This is a genomic window from Streptomyces sp. NBC_00083 (genome assembly GCF_026343295.1).
Taxonomy (GTDB): domain Bacteria; phylum Actinomycetota; class Actinomycetes; order Streptomycetales; family Streptomycetaceae; genus Streptomyces.
Genome location: NZ_JAPELY010000001.1, coordinates 2,973,075 through 2,993,188, shown reverse-complemented (window position 1 = coordinate 2,993,188; position 20,114 = coordinate 2,973,075). Strand labels below are relative to the sequence as shown.

Annotated in this window: 19 protein-coding genes and 2 pseudogenes; 7 read left to right on the top strand and 14 right to left on the bottom strand. The window is 72.8% G+C overall.

Annotation, left to right across the window (positions count from 1 at the left end; translation table 11 throughout):
• Nucleotides 1-7: 7 nt before the first annotated feature.
• The 7 genes from crcB to OOJ98_RS13275 form a co-directional block, all read right to left on the bottom strand.
• Nucleotides 8-382, bottom strand: coding sequence for a fluoride efflux transporter CrcB (crcB, locus tag OOJ98_RS13305; RefSeq protein WP_267054864.1), 375 nt, complete (start codon nt 380-382; stop codon nt 8-10).
• A complete protein-coding gene (locus OOJ98_RS13300; protein WP_267054863.1) occupies nt 379-897 on the bottom strand; it encodes a CrcB family protein in 519 nt (172 codons plus the stop codon). Before OOJ98_RS13300 ends, crcB begins: the two co-directional genes overlap by 4 nt.
• A 165-nt stretch (nt 898-1,062) precedes the next feature.
• Complete coding sequence (locus OOJ98_RS13295) at nt 1,063-1,590, bottom strand: universal stress protein (RefSeq protein WP_267054862.1); 528 nt, start codon at nt 1,588-1,590, stop codon at nt 1,063-1,065.
• A gap of 9 nt (nt 1,591-1,599) precedes the next feature.
• Complete coding sequence (locus OOJ98_RS13290; protein WP_267055628.1) at nt 1,600-2,835, bottom strand: SLC13 family permease; 1,236 nt, start codon at nt 2,833-2,835, stop codon at nt 1,600-1,602.
• Nucleotides 2,836-3,005: 170 nt separating this feature from the next.
• Nucleotides 3,006-4,928, bottom strand: a complete 1,923-nt coding sequence (locus OOJ98_RS13285; RefSeq protein ID WP_267054861.1) for a bifunctional UDP-sugar hydrolase/5'-nucleotidase — start codon at nt 4,926-4,928, stop codon at nt 3,006-3,008.
• 366 nt (nt 4,929-5,294) lie between these two features.
• The gene (locus OOJ98_RS13280) at nt 5,295-5,756 is read right to left on the bottom strand and encodes a VOC family protein (RefSeq protein ID WP_267054860.1); all 462 of its coding nucleotides are present in this window, start codon (nt 5,754-5,756) and stop codon (nt 5,295-5,297) included.
• A 166-nt stretch (nt 5,757-5,922) separates the two neighbouring features.
• The gene (locus tag OOJ98_RS13275; protein ID WP_267054859.1) at nt 5,923-6,411 is read right to left on the bottom strand and encodes a TIGR03086 family protein; all 489 of its coding nucleotides are present in this window, start codon (nt 6,409-6,411) and stop codon (nt 5,923-5,925) included.
• Nucleotides 6,412-6,465: 54 nt separating this feature from the next.
• Here OOJ98_RS13275 and OOJ98_RS13270 point away from each other — a divergent pair.
• Together OOJ98_RS13270 and OOJ98_RS13265 are read left to right on the top strand one after the other, a co-directional pair.
• Nucleotides 6,466-6,573: pseudogene (locus OOJ98_RS13270) on the top strand (MarR family transcriptional regulator); the annotation flags it as partial.
• A 287-nt stretch (nt 6,574-6,860) separates the two neighbouring features.
• Complete coding sequence (locus OOJ98_RS13265) at nt 6,861-7,511, top strand: carbonic anhydrase (protein WP_267054858.1); 651 nt, start codon at nt 6,861-6,863, stop codon at nt 7,509-7,511.
• Nucleotides 7,512-7,525: 14 nt separating this feature from the next.
• On the opposite strand, the gene OOJ98_RS13260 is transcribed toward OOJ98_RS13265, so the two are convergent.
• Nucleotides 7,526-8,764: an RNA polymerase sigma factor gene (locus OOJ98_RS13260; protein ID WP_267054857.1), complete on the bottom strand. Its 1,239-nt coding sequence runs from the start codon at nt 8,762-8,764 to the stop codon at nt 7,526-7,528.
• 178 nt (nt 8,765-8,942) lie between these two features.
• Between OOJ98_RS13260 and OOJ98_RS13255 the strand changes: the two genes are divergently transcribed.
• Both OOJ98_RS13255 and OOJ98_RS13250 read left to right on the top strand, forming a co-directional pair.
• Complete coding sequence (locus tag OOJ98_RS13255) at nt 8,943-9,422, top strand: GNAT family N-acetyltransferase (protein ID WP_267054856.1); 480 nt, start codon at nt 8,943-8,945, stop codon at nt 9,420-9,422.
• Between the two features lie 139 nt (nt 9,423-9,561).
• Nucleotides 9,562-9,819: pseudogene (locus OOJ98_RS13250) on the top strand (esterase); the annotation flags it as partial.
• A 93-nt stretch (nt 9,820-9,912) separates the two neighbouring features.
• On the opposite strand, the gene OOJ98_RS13245 reads toward OOJ98_RS13250, so the two are convergent.
• Complete coding sequence (locus OOJ98_RS13245; protein ID WP_267054855.1) at nt 9,913-10,842, bottom strand: class I SAM-dependent methyltransferase; 930 nt, start codon at nt 10,840-10,842, stop codon at nt 9,913-9,915.
• A 328-nt stretch (nt 10,843-11,170) separates the two neighbouring features.
• Between OOJ98_RS13245 and OOJ98_RS13240 the strand changes: the two genes are divergently transcribed.
• Together OOJ98_RS13240 and OOJ98_RS13235 are read left to right on the top strand one after the other, a co-directional pair.
• Nucleotides 11,171-11,530, top strand: a complete 360-nt coding sequence (locus tag OOJ98_RS13240) for an SPW repeat protein (protein WP_267054854.1) — start codon at nt 11,171-11,173, stop codon at nt 11,528-11,530.
• A 991-nt stretch (nt 11,531-12,521) separates the two neighbouring features.
• The gene (locus OOJ98_RS13235; RefSeq protein ID WP_267054853.1) at nt 12,522-13,568 is read left to right on the top strand and encodes an isopenicillin N synthase family oxygenase; all 1,047 of its coding nucleotides are present in this window, start codon (nt 12,522-12,524) and stop codon (nt 13,566-13,568) included.
• 30 nt (nt 13,569-13,598) lie between these two features.
• Here OOJ98_RS13235 and OOJ98_RS13230 read toward each other — a convergent pair whose 3' ends face one another.
• The 4 genes from OOJ98_RS13230 to OOJ98_RS13215 all read right to left on the bottom strand — a co-directional run bounded on the left by OOJ98_RS13230 (nt 13,599) and on the right by OOJ98_RS13215 (nt 17,813).
• Nucleotides 13,599-14,726 carry a polyprenyl synthetase family protein gene (locus OOJ98_RS13230; RefSeq protein WP_267054852.1) on the bottom strand — a complete coding sequence of 376 codons (1,128 nt, stop codon included), beginning with the start codon at nt 14,724-14,726 and terminating at the stop codon, nt 13,599-13,601.
• Nucleotides 14,727-14,771: 45 nt separating this feature from the next.
• The gene (locus OOJ98_RS13225) at nt 14,772-15,830 is read right to left on the bottom strand and encodes a tetratricopeptide repeat protein (RefSeq protein ID WP_267054851.1); all 1,059 of its coding nucleotides are present in this window, start codon (nt 15,828-15,830) and stop codon (nt 14,772-14,774) included.
• A 151-nt stretch (nt 15,831-15,981) separates the two neighbouring features.
• Nucleotides 15,982-17,217, bottom strand: coding sequence for a styrene monooxygenase/indole monooxygenase family protein (locus tag OOJ98_RS13220; RefSeq protein WP_267054850.1), 1,236 nt, complete (start codon nt 17,215-17,217; stop codon nt 15,982-15,984).
• Between the two features lie 149 nt (nt 17,218-17,366).
• The gene (locus OOJ98_RS13215) at nt 17,367-17,813 is read right to left on the bottom strand and encodes a hypothetical protein (RefSeq protein WP_267054849.1); all 447 of its coding nucleotides are present in this window, start codon (nt 17,811-17,813) and stop codon (nt 17,367-17,369) included.
• Between the two features lie 169 nt (nt 17,814-17,982).
• Between OOJ98_RS13215 and OOJ98_RS13210 the strand changes: the two genes are divergently transcribed.
• Entirely contained in the window at nt 17,983-18,945 is a 963-nt protein-coding gene (locus OOJ98_RS13210; RefSeq protein ID WP_267054848.1) for a nitrilase-related carbon-nitrogen hydrolase, read from the top strand.
• Here OOJ98_RS13210 and OOJ98_RS13205 read toward each other — a convergent pair.
• Entirely contained in the window at nt 18,897-19,889 is a 993-nt protein-coding gene (locus OOJ98_RS13205; RefSeq protein ID WP_267054847.1) for a zinc-binding dehydrogenase, read from the bottom strand. The two genes, OOJ98_RS13210 and OOJ98_RS13205, sit on opposite strands and share 49 nt — an antisense overlap.
• Nucleotides 19,890-20,114: the final 225 nt, after the last annotated feature.

The following is a 20,114-nucleotide window of genomic DNA, read 5'->3' as shown; positions in this document are numbered from 1 at the left end:
GTGGAACTCAGCCCCAGAGCGCTTGGGCGAGCGTCACGCCGAGGAAGACGGCGCCGAGCCCGGCCGCCACGCTGACCAGGACGTTCGCAGCGGCACGCGCGGTGGCCCCGCCCTCGGCGAGCCGGAGCGTCTCGTAGGAGAACGTGGAGTACGTGGTCAGCGCTCCGCAGAGGCCGGTGCCGACGAACAGCTGCACCTGTGAGGACGCGGCGCCCTCGGTGACCGCGCCGGTGAGCACACCGAGGATCAGACAGCCGGCGACGTTCACGGTGAGGGTGCCCCAGGGGACGACGCCGCCGTGCCGCTGCTGCACCGCGCGATCGGTGAGGAAGCGCAGCGGGGCCCCGATCATCGCCCCCGCGACCACGAGGAGCCAGGTCATCGTGCACGCCCCCGTCCCGGGCCCGCGGCGAGGGTACGGCGGGTGGCCCACACAGCGCTCCCCACCATCACGAGCGCCACGAGGAGTGTCAGCGCCATATAGGCCAGGCCGGTGCCGGGCGCTCCGTCGGCGAGGAACCCGCGGACGTCCACGGCGTACGTCGAGAAGGTGGTGAAGCCGCCCAGCACACCCGTCCCGAAGAAGGGGCGCACGAGCCTGTGGGCCGTCCACACCTCGGTGATCACCACCATGAAGACGCCGATGAGGGCGCAGCCCACACCATTGACCAGCAGGGTCGTCCACGGGAACGAGCCGGGCGGGGTGGGCCACAGGAGCGAGGCCCCGTAGCGGCCACAGGCTCCGATCGCTCCGCCGAGCGCCACGACGGCCACGACCGGGCCGAGCCCGTGCGCGGCGGCGTCCGCGCTCGCGGGAAGAAGGTCGGGGTCGATGTCGGGCCCGGTGCCGGCTTCGGACGCGGCGGCCGCGGTCGGCCGGGTGGTTCCGTCGGACATGCCTCTCCTACCTGCGCTGGCAAGTAGGGACCGTCGGCGGCGCCTGTGCCGCGGTTCGGGTACGGCGGGCCCCACCGCCGCGCGGCGGGCCCGGGGGCCACCGCTGGCCCCAGGCTAGCGTCCGCGCGCGCCCGCTCGCCAACCGGCCGGTGCCGCGGTTCCAGCTCAGGGGCCTGGACGGCCGGGCGGCGACGGTGGTGGAGGTGTCGGGCCCGGTGGCGGTGGCGGCAGGGAGCCGAGGCCGGGTGCCGCGTCCGGCCAGACCAGCAGGACCGGGCAGGGCGCGTGGTCCACGACGAACCGGGTGGCCGGGTCCAGGCTGCGGGGGCCGAGGCGTGCGCGGTCGCCGTCGCGGGCGCAGATCAGGAGGTCGGCGCCCTCGGTCGCGCGGACGACCTCCCGTTCGGTGCGGCCGTGCGGTGCGAGGCGGCGCGCCGGGCGGCCCAGGCGTCGCTCGGCCTCGGCGAAGAGGTCGTCGGTCGCCGCGCGGGAGAGGTCTTCGAGGCGGGTGCCGGGGTCCCGCTCGCGGTGGCCGCGGCCGAGGAGTCCGGCGAAGGCGCCGTGGGCCGCCTCGGCAATCGTGTCGTCGGTGACGTGCAGGAGGACGAGTTCGGCATCGGCCGCGGCGTGTTCGCGCGCGGCGTCCACGCAGGCGGTCCAGGTGCCCTCGGTGATCCAGATGATGACGCTCATGGAATGCGGTCAGCCTCCGATCAGGTGCAGCGCCGCCCACAGCGCGGCCGTTGACGCGACCAGTGTGACGGGAACGGTCAGCAATCCGAGGCGGGTGAAGTGGCCGAGTGCGGGCGCGTCGTCGTGCTCGTGCAGGATGCGCCGCCACAGAAGGGTGGCGAGCGACCCCACATAGGTGAGGTTGGGGCCGAGGTTGACGCCGACGAGGACGGCGAGGACCGGCCCCGGGCCACCGGCCGCGGCCACCGGGAGCAGCGCGAGCACGGCCGGCAGGTTGTTGATGAGGTTGGAGAGGACCGCGGCGACGGCGACGACCGCGAGCAGCGCGGGCAGCGCGTCGCCCGCGGGCAGCAGATGGCCGATGGCCGTGCCGAGGCCGTTGTCCACGACCGCCTTGACCACGATGCCGAGGCCGAGCACGAACAGACAGAACGGCAGCCCCGCCGAGGCCACCACCTTGCGGGGTGTGGTGCGGCGCCGTGCCAGGGCGCGCGCGGCGAGGACCAGCGCGCCGGCGAGCGCGGCCCAAGCCGGGCTGAGTCCGGCGAACGAGGTCACCACGAAACCCCCGAGCGTCAGGGCGAGTACGACCACCGTGAACACGGGCACCGGGGTGCTCTCGCCCTCCCGTGCCCGGCCGGGTACGGCCGCCAGGTCGGCGCGGAAGAAGATCCGGAAGATGCCGTACTCGACGGCGATCGCGGCGAGCCATGGCAGCGCCATCAGGGCGGCGAACCGTGTGAAGGAGAGCCCGCTGGCGGCGAGGGCCAGCAGGTTGGTGAGGTTGGAGACGGGCAGCAGCAGCGACGCGGAGTTGGCCAGGTGGGCGGTGGCGTAGACGTGCGGGCGGGCCCGGACGCCCGCTCGGGCCGCCGTCGCGAACACCACGGGGGTGAGCAGCACCACCGTGGCGTCCAGGCTGAGGACGGCGGTGACGACCGCGGCGACGACGAACACCCCGCCGAGCAGCCGCTGGGCGCCGGCCCCGCACAGCCGGGCGACCGTGTCTCCGGCGGCCGCGAACAGGCCGTCGTCGTCGCAGAGTTGAGCCAGTACGAGGACGGCGGCGAGGAAGCCGACGACGGGCAGCAGATCTCGGGTCTGCTGCCAGGCCTCCGCGGGCGAGACGGCGCCGAGCGCCACGACGAGGCCGGCCGCCGGGACCGCGGCGACCGCTTCGGGCCAGTCGCGTGGCCGTACGACGGCGAAGGCGAGCACGCCGAAGAGGAGGACGGCCGACACGATCTCGGCGGTGACGGTACTCAGGGTCGGCCTCCGGGCGAGGGGCGATCACGGCGGCGGGCCCCGTGCCACGCCGCCGCGGTCGACCCTACGCGCTGGTCGGCGCCGCTCGGCCGCCGACAGGTGGGGCACCACGGGGCCGGTTCGCGGGAGCGCCCGGATCCGGGGCCGGGTCAGCAGCGCCCCTGAGCGCCGTCCGTACCCGCGGCGGCCACGCGTGGCGTGCGGTCCGTGTCGTGCGGGGCGGCCAGTGGCAGCAGCCGCGCGATGTCGCCGCGCGCGGTGGCGGCCTTGCGGGCGGTGACCCGGCCCAGCGGGGCGGGGGTCAGCACGGACTGGCTCTGCACGTACGCGACGAAGCTCTCGAAGTCGCGGGTGTGCCGGACCGGTTCGGTGTGGTTGAGCAGCGCCGGGTAGTCGTCCGCGCCCTGCAGCGTGTACGCGGTGGTGGCGAGCCGGTAGGTGGCGTGCGGGTCGAGCGGCACGCCGTTGATGAGGACGTCGGCAGGATCGACCCGGTTGCCGGCCGGTCCGGCGGCGTCGAAGGTGTACCGCACGTTGTGCGACACGGCGAAGGGTGCGAAGCCGAGGACGGTGCCCTGTGTCTTCCACTGCTGTTCCAGGGCGTCGTGGATGCACTGGCCGGTCACGGTCGCCGTCACGATGGGATCCCCGTAGCCGACCGCGTTGAACGCCTTGGTGTAGGCGACGGCGCCCTGGGCGGCCGTGTCGAGCTGGAGGTCGTCGTTGATGACACACGGGCCCAGGCGGGGGGCGATCGCGATCACCGCGAGATCGGCGGCGACGTTGGGCCAGATGTTCCCCGTGTCGAAGGGATCCAGTTCCTGTCCGCCCGCCCACAGCGCCCAGTCGGCGACGAGATTGCCCATCGTGCTCTCGCCGAGGCTGTTCCGGGTCCGCGTGAACGAGGCCGTCTGGCGGCCGATGCGGACCGCGCCGCGGCGGGTGGCGTATCCGGTCCAGTAGTCGGCGATCTCCTTGAGGTCCGGGTCGGGTGTCACGTCATGGGTGTTGGGCTGGTTGGTCGAGGTGGTGAGCTCCCGCACGACTTTCCCGGTCGTGGGATCGAGGCGCAGGTTGATCTCGTTGAGGATCTGGCCGTGGCAGCCGGCCTCGACGAACGGCCGGGGCCTTCCGGACGGGTCGGGCACCATCATGTTGAAGGCGCAGTGCCAGTGTCCGGTGACGATGGCGTCGATGTCGGGCGAGGCGGCGAGCGCCAGGTCGTAGGCGGGACCCGAGGGGGTGCTCCCGCTGTTGAAGTCGCTCCCGGCCACCGCTCCGTCGTGCATGCTCAGGACGATCGCGTTGACGCCCTGCGACTTGAGGAGGGCGGCACAGCGGTTCGCGGTCTCCAACTGGTCCAGCATGCGCAGGGCGGTCTGGAAACTCGTGGTGGCGGATTCGGTGCCGGTCACGGTGAGGTGGATGAACCCGATGGGCAGCCGCCGCCCATGGGGGCCATGTACGTACTCCACATTGACCGGGGCGAGGACGGTGTCGCCGGATCTTCCCCACAGCATGTTGGCGCTGTAGTAGCGGAAGTCGGCGCCGGGGAAGGCCCCTCCGGTGGAGTCGGGGAAGGAGTTGGTCCACCCTTCACCCGCGTACGGACTGCCGTTCTCCATGTGGTCGATCAGGAAGCCGGGGGTGCGGTCGAACTCGTGGTTGCCCGCGGTGGAGAAGTCGAGGCCCAGGGCGTTCAGCGCCTCGATGGTCGGTTCGTCGGCGAGCGACACGGCAGGGAAGGCCCAGCCGGAGAACAGGTCGCCCTGCGCGAAGAAGAACGTGTTGGTGTGTCCGGCCCGTAACGCCTCCAGGTGCGCGGCCAGGTAGGGGACCCCGCCGACCGTGAACTTCTTGCCTGCGGCGCCCGTGATGACCTGGTCGCTGGTGGGCGGGGCCTGCAGATAGCCGTGCAGGTCGGTGATGCTGAGCAGTTGTACGTCCACGTACTCGGACGCGGTCGGGGCGTCGGCGGCGTCCGCCGTGGCCAGGGCGGGCGTGCCCGTCGCCGACATCGTCGCCAATGATCCCGCTGCTGTCATGAAGCCGCGTCGACCCAAGCTCCCCATGGGAATTCCTCACTCGACAGGTGTGCGGCCGTGCGGAAGGCGTGTCGCGTTCCCGGCCTCTGACTGTTCGGCTCCGGCCCCCGCGCGGGGAGGCTCCCGTTCCCTGAACGGCGCCTGACCCGCGCCGGAAGCGGCGCTCCTGCGTCGAGCGCCGTGCGCCTGGCATCGCTCGACTGACACATGGACGGGTACCCGCTGCCATTGTCCCCGGTGACATGGGCCCCAAATCCGTTGTACACCAGGTGAGTTGAGCCAACTTGCCCGGTCGGCGGATGGTCGCGCGACCGACTGCCGCAGGACGTTCGCGGTTCACCGCCGATGCCGTTCGTGTTCACGGCCCACGGTGTGGGCGGCGCCCCGGCCGCCTCAGTCCAGGCAGAACTCGTTGCCCTCGGGGTCGGTCATCACGATGAAGCCGGACTCCATCGGCGGGGCGGGCTCCTGACGGCGCACCCGTGCCGCTCCCAGTGCGACGAGTCGGCCGCACTCGGCCTCAAGTGCCGCCATCCGCTCCTCGCCGTGCAGCCCCGGGGCCGCGCGGACGTCGAGGTGCACCCGGTTCTTGACGGTCTTGTCCTCGGGCACCTGCTGGAAGAAGAGCCGTGGGCCGTGGCCGTCCGGGTCCTCGACGGCCGACCTCGTGTTGCGCCGGTCCTCCGGCACGCCGGCCCGCGCGAGGAAGTCGTCCCACGCGGCCAGGGGGTCCGCGCCCCGGGGCAGTTCGACCCCGGGCGGCCCGGGATGGACGTACCCCAGGACCTCGCACCAGAAGACCGAAAGGGTTCGCGGGTCATGGGCGTCGAACGTGACCTGAACGTGTCGGCTCATCGGCCTGCTCCATTCGTCGAGGGGTCCCTGTGTTCCCGACCCACACCCTGGCACCCCAAGAGGACAGATCCCGTCCTCTTTCCGAGCGGACGCGCGGTGGTGGGAGCGTGTCGCCGACGAGTGGCGCGAACCGGCCGTTTCACGCCGCCCCGTGTCACCCATGTGCTCACCCCGACCACTGCGGGGAGCGGCCCAGTGCGGTGAGGATCCGGTCGAGGGGGTGCGCGGCGCCGTGCGGCGTGAGGGCCGGACGGAAGGGAGCGCCCGGTTCGAGCCGGCGTCCGCCGTCGGGCACGGCGAGGGCGAGCGGCAGCGCGGCTTCGAGGAGTCCGGCGTCCGGTGCGCAGGGAAGGCCGAGGGAGCGGGCCACGTTCCAGCCGTGCACGACGTAGTCGACGAGGTGGAACCCGATCGCCCGTCCGGCCGGAAACGCCGCTCCCGCCCCGAACTCGGGCAGGGCGAAGGACCGCTCGGCCGAATCGACCGCCGCGAAGGCGTCCACGACGAGAGCGCACGCCGCGAGGTGGCGCGCGACGGCATCGGCACCGGCCGGCACCGCGCGCCAGGGCTCCGGCCGCTCGCCCCGGCCTGCCGCGGCCGCCGCGATCCGCCGGTGCTGCGCGGTCGTACCGCTGGGGCGGGCCCTGATGGCCACGGAGCTTCCCGTCCTGGAGGCACACGGCCTGACCATGAGGCACACGGCCTGACCATGTGGGCCTACGCGGTCCTGCTGCACCTGGAGGACGAACCCGTGCGCACCCAGTCCGCGCCGGCCCGCGCCATCGGCGCCGGCAAGACCCGCATCATGGGCGTGCTCGACGACCTGGAGCGGCGCGGGCTGATGTCCCGCCGCCCCGACCCGGCCGACCGACGGGCTCGCCTGCTGTCCCTGACTCCCGAAGGACGGCGGCTGCGCGACGCGGCGCGGTCCGCGATCCAGCGGCGCGAGGACCACCTCCCCGACCGCCTGCCCGCGGCGGACCGCCGGGGGTTCCTCAACGCCCTGCGCCTGCTCTGCGCCCTGCCCCCCCCGGGGAGATCGCCGCGGGCCCCGACATGGGGGCCCCGGATCGCGGAGACCTGGGCACCTCGTAGGCTGGCCGTATGGCATCCACTCCGGTCACTCCTGGTCAGGCACTCGCCACGCTCCTCGACGGCAACCGGCGCTTCGTCGCCGGAACCCCGGGGCATCCGAATCAGGACGCCGCACGGCGGGCCGAGCTGGCCCCCGTGCAGACGCCCTTCGCGGTCCTGCTGGGCTGCTCCGACTCGCGGCTGGCTGCCGAGATCATCTTCGATCAGGGCCTCGGCGACCTGTTCGTGGTCCGTACCGCCGGGCACGTCCTGGGGCCCGAGGTCCTCGGCAGCATCGAGTACGGCACGAGCATCCTGGACTGCCGTCTCGTCGTCGTCCTCGGCCACGACTCGTGCGGCGCGGTGGCGGCCGCCCGGTCCGCCGTCGAGAACGGGCTGCCCGCCACCGGCTACGTGCGCGACGTCGTCGAGCGCGTCACCCCGAGCGTGCTCGCCGCCCGCGCCGCCGGAGTCACCTCCGACAGCGACTTCATCGACGCGCACATAAGGCACACCGTCGACCTCCTCCTGGACCGCTCGCGCGTCCTCGCCGACCAGGTCGCCTCCGGCCACACCGGTGTCGTGGGCCTCGCCTACCAGCTCGCCGAGGGCAACGCCCGGCTCGTCACCGCGCACGGCGTTCCCACCGCGCAATCGCCCGCCCCGACCGCCGCCGGCTGAGCCGGGCGCCGCACTCACGCCCCCGAGCGCGCGGCCCGCGTCAAGAGGTGGTCCCGCTCGCGGACGTTGTGGGTCAGCGAGGCCGCGCGCTCGAACTCGGCGCGCGCCTCGGCCGGGCGCCCCAGCCGCTCCAGCAGGTCGCCCCGGACGCTCGGCAGCAAGTGGTAACCCCGCAGGGCGGGTTCGTCGCGCAGGGCGTCCACCAGCAGGAGGCCGGCCGCGGGCCCCTCGGACATCGCCACGGCGACCGCCCGGTTCAGCTCGATCACCGGTGAGGGCATGAGTGTCACCAGACGCCCGTACAGGGCGGCGATGGAGGCCCAGTCCGTCTCCTCGTACCGCATCGTCCGCGCATGGCACGCGGCGATGGCCGCCTGCAGCGAGTACGGGCCGTCCCCCGCGCGCTGGAGCGCCTCAATGCCGCGCCGGATGAACAGACGGTTCCAGCGGGCCCTGTTCTGGTCGGCGAGCAGGACCGGTTCGCCGTCGGGTCCGGTGCGGGCCGCGATGCGGGACGCCTGGAACTCCAACAGGGCCGCCAGGCCGTGCACTTCGGGCTCCTTGGGCATCAGGACGGCGAGTACGCGTGCCAGCCGGAGCGCGTCCTCGCACAGGCCGGGCCGCACCAGGGCGTCGCCGGCCGTCGCCGAGTACCCCTCGTTGAAGATCAGGTAGATGACTTCGAGCACCGAGCCCAGGCGGGCGTCGCGATCCGCTCCGTAGGGCACCTCGAAGGGGACCCCGGCCTTCGCGAGGGTGCGTTTCGCGCGGACGACCCGCTGGGCGACCGTAGGCTCCGGCGCCAGGAACGCTCGGGCGATCTCCTGCGTGGTCAGCCCGCCGAGCAGACGCAGGGTGAGCGCGATCCTCGCCTGCGTCGACAGAACGGGGTGGCAGGCCGTGAAGACGAGCCGCAGCAGGTCGTCGTCGATGCCGTCCGGATCGTCGACGTCCGACGGGTCGGGCGGCGGCACCTCCTCGCTCCGTCCGACCTCCGCGAGCTTGCGGGCGTACGTCTCCCTGCGCCGCACCAGGTCGATCGCCCGGCGCTTGGCGGTGGTCATCAGCCAGGCACCCGGCTTGTCGGGCACGCCCGTCCGGGGCCACTGCTCCAACGCGGCGACCAGCGCGTCCTGCGCCAGCTCCTCCGCGATGCCGACGTCCCGCACGATGCGGGCGACTCCCGCGATGATCCGCGCGGACTCGATCCTGAATACCGCTTCGACCGTCTCGGTCGCACTCGCTGCCGTCACGGCGACCCATCAGAGCAGCCGCGGGCGTGGCGCGGCAAGCGTGGCCGGGCCGCGCGCCGGTGTCACGCGGCGCCACCCACTCCCCCATCCGGGCGGGACGCCGCTTCCTGCCGCCTCCCCACACCGCCGCACGGCGCCCTCCAACTGCCGCCGTGCCACCGGTGCGTAGCCTGGGCGCATGCCTGAGCTTCAGCTTCTCCGCCTCGACCACGCCCCGGCGCTCCTGAGATTCGAGCGGGAGAACCGCCGCTATTTCGCGGCGTCGATTCCCGACCGGGGTGATGACTACTTCACCCACTTCGACACGCGCCACCAGGCGCTGCTCGCCGAACAGGAGGCGGGCATCTGCTTCTTCCACGTGGTGGTGGACGAGGACGGTGAGGTGCTGGGCCGGATCAACCTGCTCGACGTGGAAGACGGCTCGGCCGAACTCGGCTACCGGATCGCCGAACGGGCCGCCGGGAAGGGTCTGGCCACGGCATGTGTGCAGGAGATCTGCACGCTCGCCTCGCAGCGGTACGGTCTCATCACGCTGCGCGCCAAGGTCACCCTGGACAACGCCGCCTCCCACGCGGTCCTGACGCGCACGGGGTTCGTCCCCACCGAGGCCATCCAGCTGAACGGGCGCCCGGGTCGCCGGTTCGTCAGGGAACTCTGACGTCCGGACACCACGGGGCCGAATTCCGTGGGCGCACGGGAACGGATCGGCCCGCTTGCCTGTCTACCTTCCTGAGCACCCCCGAGCGGTGCCGCCCGGGTGCGCCGGGCGTTCTTCTGGCAGAGAGTTTTGTCGACCCATGGGTCTCACGAGTAACAAGGTGCTGGTATTGACCGTGCTGTGCGCCGTGGTGATGTTCGTCGTCACCATCTGGCTGTGGCCGCGCCTGGCCCGCCAGCACTGGAAGACGTTCCTGGGCCGGCTCGGCCTGCTGGTGGCCACGCAGGTGCTGGTGTTCGCCGCGGTGGGGCTCGCCACCAACAACTCGTTCCTGTTCTTCGGCTCCTGGACGGACCTGTTCGGACAGGAGCAAGGCGTTGGTGTGGTCGTCGACCACTAGATTTCGTGCAGTATGGGGTCCGAAGATGTGTGCCGCGCCCACAGGTGGACGCGGCACACTGACGCTCGCACCCTGAGACCTATCGGGTAATCAGCGCCGGCGCCGGGCCCCGAGGGCTCGGGCCAACAGCCCCCGGCTCGCGGTCGGGGCGGCCGGCGCGACCGGCACAGCAGGAGCGAGCGGCGCCCCCGGCACCTGCGACGCTCCCGCCGCCTCCGGCGCCTCCGGACCGATCGGCTCGTCCGACGGAGCCGGGTGGAGCGGCTGCGGCGGTGCGGGCGCCTGGGCCTTCTTGCCGCTGATCCTGATCAGCGGCGCGCCCGCCACCTCCTCCACTCCGTGCCACAGGTCCGGGCGCGACTCCAGCCACGTCAGGAGTTCGGCCCGCACCGGCGCGGCGTCGCCCCAGGTGCCGTACGCCTTGGTGGCGGTGATGCAGATGAGCCGCAGTTCCTGCGTCGCGACCGCGCCCCAGACCGCCGCCGCGACGCCGGGGCAGTGCTCGGCCCGGAAGTCGTCGAAGGCCACGACCGCTTCCGGAGCGGCGAGCTTCCTCGCCGCCACGATGTCGCCGTGCACATGCTCGTACAGATGTGAGGCGTCGACATGGATGAAGCGGCAGCTGCCCGCCTCGACGCGCGAACCGATGACCGAGGTCGGCCCCTGCACGATGGTGGGCAACTCCGGGTGAAAGGCAAGGTAGTTCGTCTCGAAGGCGTCCCTGGTCAGCGTGGCGTACGACTTGTCCATCTCGGCGCTGTTGGGGTCGTCCGGTGCCGGCGAATCGAAGAGGTCGCACACCGTGAACCGCTCGCCGGGGCGCAGATGGCCACCGAGGAAGATCGCGCTCTTGCCGAGATAGGCACCCAGTTCGAGCAAATCACCTGAGTGGTCCGGGAGTTGGGCCTGCCGGTTCAGGAACCAGTCGAACAGGAGCTGATCGGCGGGCCAGAACCAGCCTTTGACATCGGAGAAACGGGCCGGGGACGCGGTCGCCGGCTCACTCGTCGTGGGTGACATGGTCCGGTCCTACCTTCCCCGGGTGACCGGAGGGTGACCGCAGGGCGTGGTGGGGGCGTCCCCGCGTCGACGCGTCCGCCGCGAGCACGCAAGGTGTCCGCTCCACCACATGCCGTGCTGCACAAAACACCCAAAAATTACTTAACGCTCCAGCTACTCATAAAGGGCAGATAAGCGCACAATGGGATGGCGACATCGTGTCGCAGCGCGGCCAGACGTGCAGACTTTTCAGAAGGAGGCGAGTCGGATGGCCGACGTCTCACACCGCCCTGGAGATCTCTCGGGGCACCCCGATGCATCGGAAATGCGGGACCGCTACGCACGGGTGATGGAAACCCGTGGTGTCGCGGCCGTCGAGGAACTCGTGATCCTCGCCGGTATCTACGCCGCGATCTCCGGCTGGACGGTCCACTTCTCGGCCGCCAAGCCCACTCTCGCCATCAGCAACCTGATCGTCGGCATAGCCCTCGCGGTTCTGGGTCTGTGCATGTCGATGGTCCCGGAGAGGTCGCAGGACCTGAATTTCGTGGTTCTGCTCCTGGGTGCGTGGCTGATCGTCTCTCCCTGGGTCGTCGCACGGAGCGCCGGCACCGGAGCCATCCTCAGCAATGTCATCACGGGCGCATGCGTGTGCCTGTTCTCCCTGGTCGCGGGCGGCATGTTGATGAGCAGGTCCCGCAAGACCTGACGCCGGACGCCGCGCCCCGACTCCGCGAAGCGACGCTTCTCGGACCCGGGGCACGACGGCTCCTCCCTGACGGGCCGCACGACGCCCTCACCTCAACTCCGGCCGCCGGGCCGGGCGTTGACGGGGACGCCGTCGGCCCGTAGGCCGTTCCCACGACGGGGGCCGCTTCCGCGTCGCGAACGGTACGCACATCCCGCGCAGTTCCCCGCGCCCCTGGGTGGCTTGCCCTCGGCAGGATGCCCACTCCCGACGACCCCGGCCCGCCCGGCTCCTCGACCCCGGCCCATGCAGGCCACCCCAGCCCGTCCGGCTGCTCGACCCCGGCCCCATGCGGGCCACCTCAGCCCGTCCGGCGTTTGAGGACGAGCGCCCTTCAGGCGCGAACCGGGGTCTGGGGCGGAGCCCCAGGACACCCCGCCCTTCGACTGCGGACCGTGCCCGCGTCCCGCGCAGTTCCCCGCGCCCCCAGGTGGGCCGGCCTTGGCAGAATGCCCAGCATGGACACCCTCGGGCCGTCCGGCTGCTCGACCCCCCGCCCGTGCAGGCCACCTCAGCCTGTCCGGCGATTGAGGACGAGCGCCCTTCAGGCGCGAACGGGGTCTGGGGCGGAGCCCCAGGACACCCCGCCCACGCCTGCGGACCGTGCCCGCGTCCCGCGCAGTTCCCCGCGCCCCCAGGTGGGCCGGCCTTGGCAGCATGCCCAGTCGAGGCATCCTCAGCCCGTCCGGCGATTGAGGACGAGTGGGCTCACGGCGTGAGCGGGGTCTGGGGCGGAGCCCCGGGTGGGTGGCTGTGAGGGTGGTCACAGGTGCGCTCGTGGTGCCCAGGAGTACCCTGGGCCACATGCCTCCGCTCGTTCGACGCCGCCACGTGGACTACGTCCGCGTCACGAGCATGGCCTGTCGCGCCCACCGCTGACCCAGGCCCCCCTTCTCTCCCCGTACCCCCACCGCGCCCGCGCCGGCCGGGGCACCCCCAGCGGATGGCTCCCATGTCGTACGTGTCTTCTTCACAGCTCCCCGTCATCGACCTCTCCGCCGCCGACCGCGGCCCCGAGGCCCGTCGGCGCCTGCACACCCAGCTCCACAGCGCCGCGCACGGCGTCGGCTTCTTCCAGCTCGTCGGGCACGGCGTCACCGACGCCGAGACCGCCGCGCTCAACGACACCATGCGGGCGTTCTTCCGGCTGCCGGAGGCGGACCGGCTCGCCATCGACAACGTCAACTCGCCCCACTTCCGCGGCTACACCCGCGTCGGCGACGAACGCACCGGCGGCTCACGCGACTGGCGCGACCAGCTCGACATCGGCGCCGAGCGGCCCGCCCGCATACCCGGCCCCGGCGAGCCCCCGTACTGGTGGCTGCAGGGCCCCAACCAGTGGCCCGACGCCCTTCCCGGGCTGCGGACCGCGGCGCTCACCTGGATCGACCGGCTCAGCGCCGTCGCCGAGAAGCTGCTGCACGAGCTGCTCGCCGCGATCGGCGCACCCCAGGGCTTCTACGACGACATCTTCGGCGACCGGGCCCATCTCCACCTGAAGCTGGTGCGCTACCCCGGCAGCGCGGGCGACGGCACCGCGCAGGGCGTCGGCGCCCACAAGGACTACGGGTTCCTCACCCTGCTCCACCAGGACACCGTCGGCGGGCTCCAGGTGCAGCGGGAGGACGGCCGCTTCCACGCCGTGCCGCCGCTGCCCGGCGCCTTCGTCGTCAACCTGGGCGAGCTGCTGGAAGTGGCGACCAACGGCTATCTGCTCGCCACCAACCACCGCGTGGTGAGCCCGCCCGGAGCGACCGAACGGTTCTCGGTGCCGTTCTTCTACAACCCGCGCCTCGACGCCCGGATCGAACCGCTGCCCTTCCCCCACGCCGCGCACGCCCCCGGGGCGACCGTCGACCCGGCGAACCCCCTCTTCGCCGAGTACGGGCGCAACGAACTGAAGGGCAAGCTCCGCGCCCATCCGCTGGTCGCCGCCCGCCACCACGCGGACCTGCTGCTCACGGACCGCCCGCTCGCCGGCGCCGCGCTCACGTCGTAGTGGGCGCAACTCGGCGCCGCACAGCGGGAGTTACCGCTGCCGGTTCAGGAACAGGTCGGACAGGGCGACGAGTTCGTCCACGGCCGGCCCGGCCAGCGGCACGGCCCGCAGGTGGTCGCGGCCCGCGGCCACCCGGGCGCGGGCCTCACGCAGGGCGTACGCACGGCCGCCCGCCTTCTCCACCAGGTCGGCGGCCCGCCGCAGGCAAGCGGGGTCCAACGCCCCGTCCGCGGCGAGCAGCCGGTCGAGCCGGGGGCCGAGGGAGGGGTCCTGGGCCATCGCGCCGAGGACGGGCAGCGTCTTCTTCGCGCGCCGCAGGTCACTGTAGGCCGGCTTGCCGGTGATGCCCGGCTCGCCCCAAATGCCGAGGACATCGTCGACCGCCTGGAACGCGAGGCCCCACTGCCGGCCGGCCCGCCCGAGCGCGTCCGTGACCCTCGGCGGCGCACCCGCGAGCACCGGCCCGAGGGCCGCGGCGCAGCCGAGCAGTGCGCCCGTCTTGCGCTCCGCCATGGCCCGGTACTCCCCCAGGCCCACAGCCGTGTCGCCGGACCACGGCCGCGACTCGAACAGCTCGTCGTCGGCCTGCCCGTGCACCAACTCACCCAGCATCGAGGTGAGTTGGCCTATCGCCTCGCCACCTCGCGCTCCGCCGACCTCGGCCAGCGTACGCACGCCGAGGGCGAACAGGGCGTCGCCCGCCAGGAGCGCGGGGCCGGTGCCGAAGGCCTTCCAGGCGCTGTCGCGATGCCGGCGGCGGCCGTCGCCGTCCATGATGTCGTCGTGCATCAGGGAGAAGGTGTGGATCAGCTCGATCGCCACTGCGCCCGGAACCGCCGCACCGGCGGGGGCGCCGGCGGCCTCCGCGCCGAGGACGACGAACGCCTGCCGGACGCCCTTGCCCCCGCCGCCGGCCCGCGGCGTGCCGTCCGTCTCGCACCACCCGAACGCGTGCGACGCGATGCGGCGCGGGCCCGGATGCAGTTCCCGTACGGCCCTGCGCAGGGCGGGCTCGACCAGGTCCCGGCATCGGGCGAGCGTGGCGGCCGCGGTCGGCCGGGCGCCGGGGTGCGGCGCGGAGCCGGGAGAGGGAGCGGAGCCGGCCGGGGGCGTGGAGCTGGTGGGGGGTGCGGTGTGCGGAGCGGTGTGGATCGACATGCGGTTCCGTTCCTGTCGTGGGGGGTACGGAGAGCGGCGCGGGACTCAGCGCGCGGCGGCGGTCGTGGCGGTGGCATCGGCCGACGGGACGCCCAGTTCGGTGCGCGCCTTGCTGATCATGTCGCTGCCGCGCAGCAGCCCGATCGCGCGGAGCGCGCGCTCCAGGTCGTCCAGGTCGGCGGCGGTCTCGTCCACCGCGCGGCCCTGTCGGGCCCGCGCCTTCACCAGGCCGAGCCGGGCCAGTGTCTCGCCGCGCGGCTCGCCCATCGCCCGGAACTCCTCCAGCGCGCCCCGGTAGCACTCCTCCGCCTCGGCGTGGCGGCCCGCCCGGAACAGCACGTTGCCGCGCATCTTGTGGTTGTACGCGAGCGCGCTGACCAGCTGGATCGCGCGGCACAGCGTCTCCGCCTCGGTGAGCAGGGCCAGCGCCCGCCCGGTGTCGCCCTGGGCGGAGAGCACATCGGCGATTCCCCGCAGCGCCCACGCCCTGCCCCGGTCGTCCCCGGCGTCCTCGGCTATCCGTGCCGCCTCTTCGAACAGGGCGAGCGCACGGTCGAAGGACCCGGTGTTGCGGTGCATCTGTGCGATGCCTTCGAGCGCCCACACCGTGTGCCGGGCCTCGCCCCGCCGGCGGGCTTCGGCGAGCAGTTGTTCGTGGAGCCGGCCGACGGCCTCGTAGTCGCCCTGGATGCGCCCGGTCTCGGCGAGACCCGCGAGCGAGTAGCCGCGGGCGACGATGTCACCGCCCTGTTCGGCGAGGTCGGCCGCGATGGCGAGGCGGCGCCGGGCCAGGGCGAGGTCCCCGCGCTGGCGGGCCAGGGTGCCACCGCTCCACATCGCCCAGGCCATCGCGCCCTTGTCGTCGACGCCACGGGCCGCGCGATAGCTGTCCTTCCACGCCTGCTCGGCTTCCTCGACGCGCCCCAGCCGCCTGCTCGCTTCGGCTACGGCGAGCCCGGCGTGCGCCAACTCCACTGCGCCCGACGTCACTTCGGCCTTGCGCCGCTCCTCGACGGCCTTGGCCAGTACCTCCTCCAGTGAGGTGTTGACCGACAACTCCCCCAGGGTGCCCCGGTATTCGGGCGCGAACGCTTTGCCGTACATGGTGGTCTCGCTTCGATCGTGGTGTGGAGCAGGTGGCTCCGCCTTGATCAAGAAGCTATGAGACAACCGGGTGGTGACGAGTCAGCCTCAGAGCCCGTGTGCCGTCCATCGGAAGTCTGACGTGGGGCGCCGATGTCAGTCGCGAGCCGTACTAGAGGATCTCGGCGAGGTAGGCGTCGGTCCGCGCCGGGTCGATCAGCCAGTCGCGGTAGTCGCGCGGGTCGGCATAGCCGTTGGCGAACCGGTGGGCGACCTCGGGGTGCTCGAAGGCGGCCCCGAGGACCCGGCCCACCTGCTCCGCCGGTGGCTGACGCAGCATCAGGTCGGTGAAGGCCTGGGAGTGGCGCGCCTGCTCCCAGTACTCCTCGAAGGTCTGGCGCATCCATCGCGAGTCGTACGGCAGCTCGCCGCGCTTGAGGATCGCGTCGAGGTAGCCGGCCGCGGAGCGGGCGGCGTTGTTGGCCCCCTGCCCCGTGAGCGGATCGTTGACGACGACGGCGTCCGCCATGCCGAGGACGCATCGCCCCTCCCCCAGCTCGGCCACGCCGTGCCGCACGGTCGGCGTGACCGCGCCGTAGAGCGCGGCGCCCGCGTCGGTGGGCTCGGCGCCCACGAAGCGCTCGTACTCCCACGGCGCGTACTCACGCAGCAGCTCCACCGCGCGCCGCAGCCCTGCGCGAGGCTCCGGCCGGTCGCCCCAACAGTCGTACGGGCCACCGAACTTGGCCTCCATGAGCAGGATCTCGCACGGGCCGCCGACCGTGAGCGCCCGGAGCACGATCACGTCTCCCGCCGAGGGTACGACGGTGACCCGCAGGCACGTGTCGGACTCGTCGGCCCGCCCCGTGACGCCGTGCGCGTAGAACGCGGCAAGGGTGCGCTGCGGACGGTCGTACACCGAGCGTCGCGTGTCGCGGCCGAACAGCGCCGAGAGGGCGCCGCGGCCGGTGGCGACGACGGTGAGGTCGTGGCGCGCGGCGATCCCCGCGACGTCGCGCGCCTCCACCGCGCGGGTTTCCACCCGGCCGCCGCGCGCCGCGAACAGGTCGAGCCACGCCGGGAGTTTGACCCGCTGGTCCACCGAGCGGGCCTCGGCGTCGTACGAGGTGGTGAACCGCTTCGCGCGGGGCTCGGGCCCGGCCGGGTCCCACTGGGTCACCTCCAGGCCGGTCAGCAAGGGCGCCCGGTCGTCCCAGAGGTTGAGGCCTGCTGACCGTTCCAGGGCGAGGGCCGGGCCGAGCATGAGCTGTGTCGAGGTGATGCTGCCGTGCCGGATCTCCTCGGCGGTCCGTTCCGACAGCAGCGTCACGTCGTACTCCGCCGCCTGGAGTCCCAGCGCCAGTTGCAGTCCGGCCTGTCCGGCCCCGATGATCGCGATCCTGCGCACACGTGCCTCCGCCCGCTCCCGTACCCGGCGCCCGCCGGGTCCGCCCCACCGTTGTACTGGGTGCGGACGGGGCTGCCTAGACGGCGGGAGCGGCATGGGACGGATCGCGCCGGGCGGACCGGCGCGGTGGGCCCGGCGGCACCGGTCCGCTACTGCCCGGCGACGGGCGCCCTGGCGCCCTTCTTGCTGTCGCAGACCAGTCCCCTGATCCCGGCGGATCCCCTGGGCTTGGCGACGGCCTGGCCGTCGCGGCAGTCGCCGTCGTCGGCCGCGTCACGGCAGCCCTGGAGCCAACGCTCGGGCGCGGCAGCGGCCTTGGGGCCGCCCTGATCGCGACGCCACTGTTCGCAGCCGCCGCTCTTGAGGAAGCCCTGGGTCTTTCCGGTCGGGTCCGCCTTCATGCCGGCGAGCGCGACCACGTAGCCGCCTTCGTAGGCGACGTCGTCGTGGAACAGCGGCTTGTCGTTGAAGGCCGACACCGCCACGGCCCCGATGCCGAGACAGACGGCGAGGCCGACGGCGAGGGCTATCAGGAGGTTCCGGCGGGAGGGACCTCTGTGGGAGGTGTACTGCGGTGCCTGACCAAGGAGAACCATGCGGATCACTCTGACATACCGCCGATCTCGCCCGGCGAACGACCCCCTTCTCCGGCGTCGCTCCGGAGGGGCCGTCATATGGCCCTGATCGTCCGGCACTTCGCAGGGATGCGCGCGGTCACCGCGCGCGTCCGGCGTCCGGGGCGGCGGTCCCCCTAGGCTCGGCGTCGTGACTCTCCTCACCGCGGCCGTGGTCCAGGCCGGCTCCCAGTTGTTCGACACTCCGGCCTCCCTCACCAAGGCGCTGGACCTGACGCGCGAGGCGACCGGGCGCGGCGCCGAGGTCGTCGTGCTGCCCGAGGCGTTTCTGGGCGGCTACCCGAAGGGGCTCGACTTCGGGGTGCGCGTCGGCAGCCGGAGCCCCGAGGGACGCGACACGTTCCGGCGGTACTTCGAGTCGGCCATCGCCGTCCCCGGCCCGGAGACCGATGAACTCGGCGCCCTGACAAGCGATTTGGGCTGTCACGCGGTGGTGGGTGCGGTGGATCGGTCGGGGTCGACGCTGTACTGCGTCGCGCTGTTCTTCGGCCCGCAGGGGTTCATCGGTAAGCACCGCAAGCTGATGCCGACGGCGGCCGAGCGGCTGATCTGGGGGTGCGGCGACGGCTCGACGATGCCGGTGGTGGACCGCGGGCCCGGCAGGCTGGGGGCGGCCATCTGCTGGGAGAACTACATGCCGCTGTTCCGCACCGCGATGTACGCGAAGGGCGTCGACCTCTGGTGTGCGCCGACCGTCGACGACCGGGAGACCTGGCAGGCCACCATGCGGCACGTGGCCCTCGAAGGACGCTGCTTCGTGCTGAGCGCCGCCCAGTACCTGCTGCGTTCGGGCCTGCCCGACGATGTCCGTCCCGTGCAGGGCGACGCCCCCGCCACCGTCCTGATCGGGGGCGGCAGCACCATCGTCTCCCCGCTCGGGGAGGTACTGGCCGGCCCCCTGCGGGACGGCGAGGGGGTGCTCGTCGCGGAGCTCGACCTCGGGGACATCGCCCGTGCCCGCTTCGACTTCGACGCCACCGGGCACTACGCCCGGCCGGACGTCTTCACCCTGCAGGTGGACGAGACACCCCGATCCGCCGTCGCTCAGCCGGCGCCCACCTCCACGCGCAGATCGGCGCGCGGGCGCGTGTAGAGCCGGCCGCGGACCTCGCCGCGGGCCAACCGGTCCATCGCCGCCGGGAGTTCGGTGAACGGCACCTCCTGCACCGCAGGCTTCAGGGCGCCGCTCGCGATGAGGTCGTACACCTCGCGCAGCTCGTCCTTGCTCGCTCCCAGGGAGCCGACGAGCCGCACATTGCGCATCACCAGCGAGGCGACGGGTATCGCGGCGACGGGCGCGCCGAGGCCGACCAGCACCACGCAGCCACCCGGCCGCACGCTCTGCACGGCGGACGCGGCGGTCGAGTCGGCGCCCGCGAAGTCCACGATCACATCGGGGTGCCGGGCCGCGAGCTGTCCCGCGTCCTGGAAGCACTCGACGGCTCCGGCCTCCAGGGCGGGGCCGTGAGCGGCCGGGTTGATGTCGACCCCGTACACCGTGGCGCCGAGCAGATGGGCGATCCGCACACCGTTCAGGCCGAGCCCGCCGAGGCCTATGACTCCGACGGTGCATCCTCGGCGCACGGCGCCCGCGGTCCGCACCGCGTGGTACGCGGTGGCCACCGAGTCCGTCGCGACGGCCGCCTCCGCGAACGTCACGTTGTCGGGGATGTGCACCAGCGTCGACACATGGGCCAGCTCCCGCTCGGCGAACGCCCCGTCGTGGCCGACGCCGGGCGCGAAGCGGGCCGCCTCCACGGGGTGTGTGACGAGGGCGATGCCGACCCGGTCGCCCACCTCGAAGCCCCGCACTCCGTCCCCGATCGCGGAGATCACTCCCGCGCCCTCGTGCCCGAGGGTGACCGGCGATTTGACCGTGAGGTCGCCCAGGTCCATGCCGCTCATGATGTGCAGGTCCGAGTGGCACAATCCAGCCGCCTCGATGTCGACGACCACCCACCCCGGGCCGGGCTCCGGGTCCGGCACCGTCTCCAGGTTGAGCGGTCGACCGGCACCTGCGAACCGTATGGCCTTCATCCGTACATCCCCACCTTTACCCCTGTATCACACAGGTATTGCATCGCACACGTGTTCCCTGTTCTGGTGGTTGAATTCCCAAGCTTCGGACGTTTTATGCATGCGCCCGCGTTCCGGTCGGCCGGCGGCCCGACGTCATGTGTTTCAGCCACACAACGGCGGCCCGCCCCAGGGGTGTTGGGGCGGGCCGCCGACGCCGAAAAGGGGCCTGCGGGGGGCCGGCCG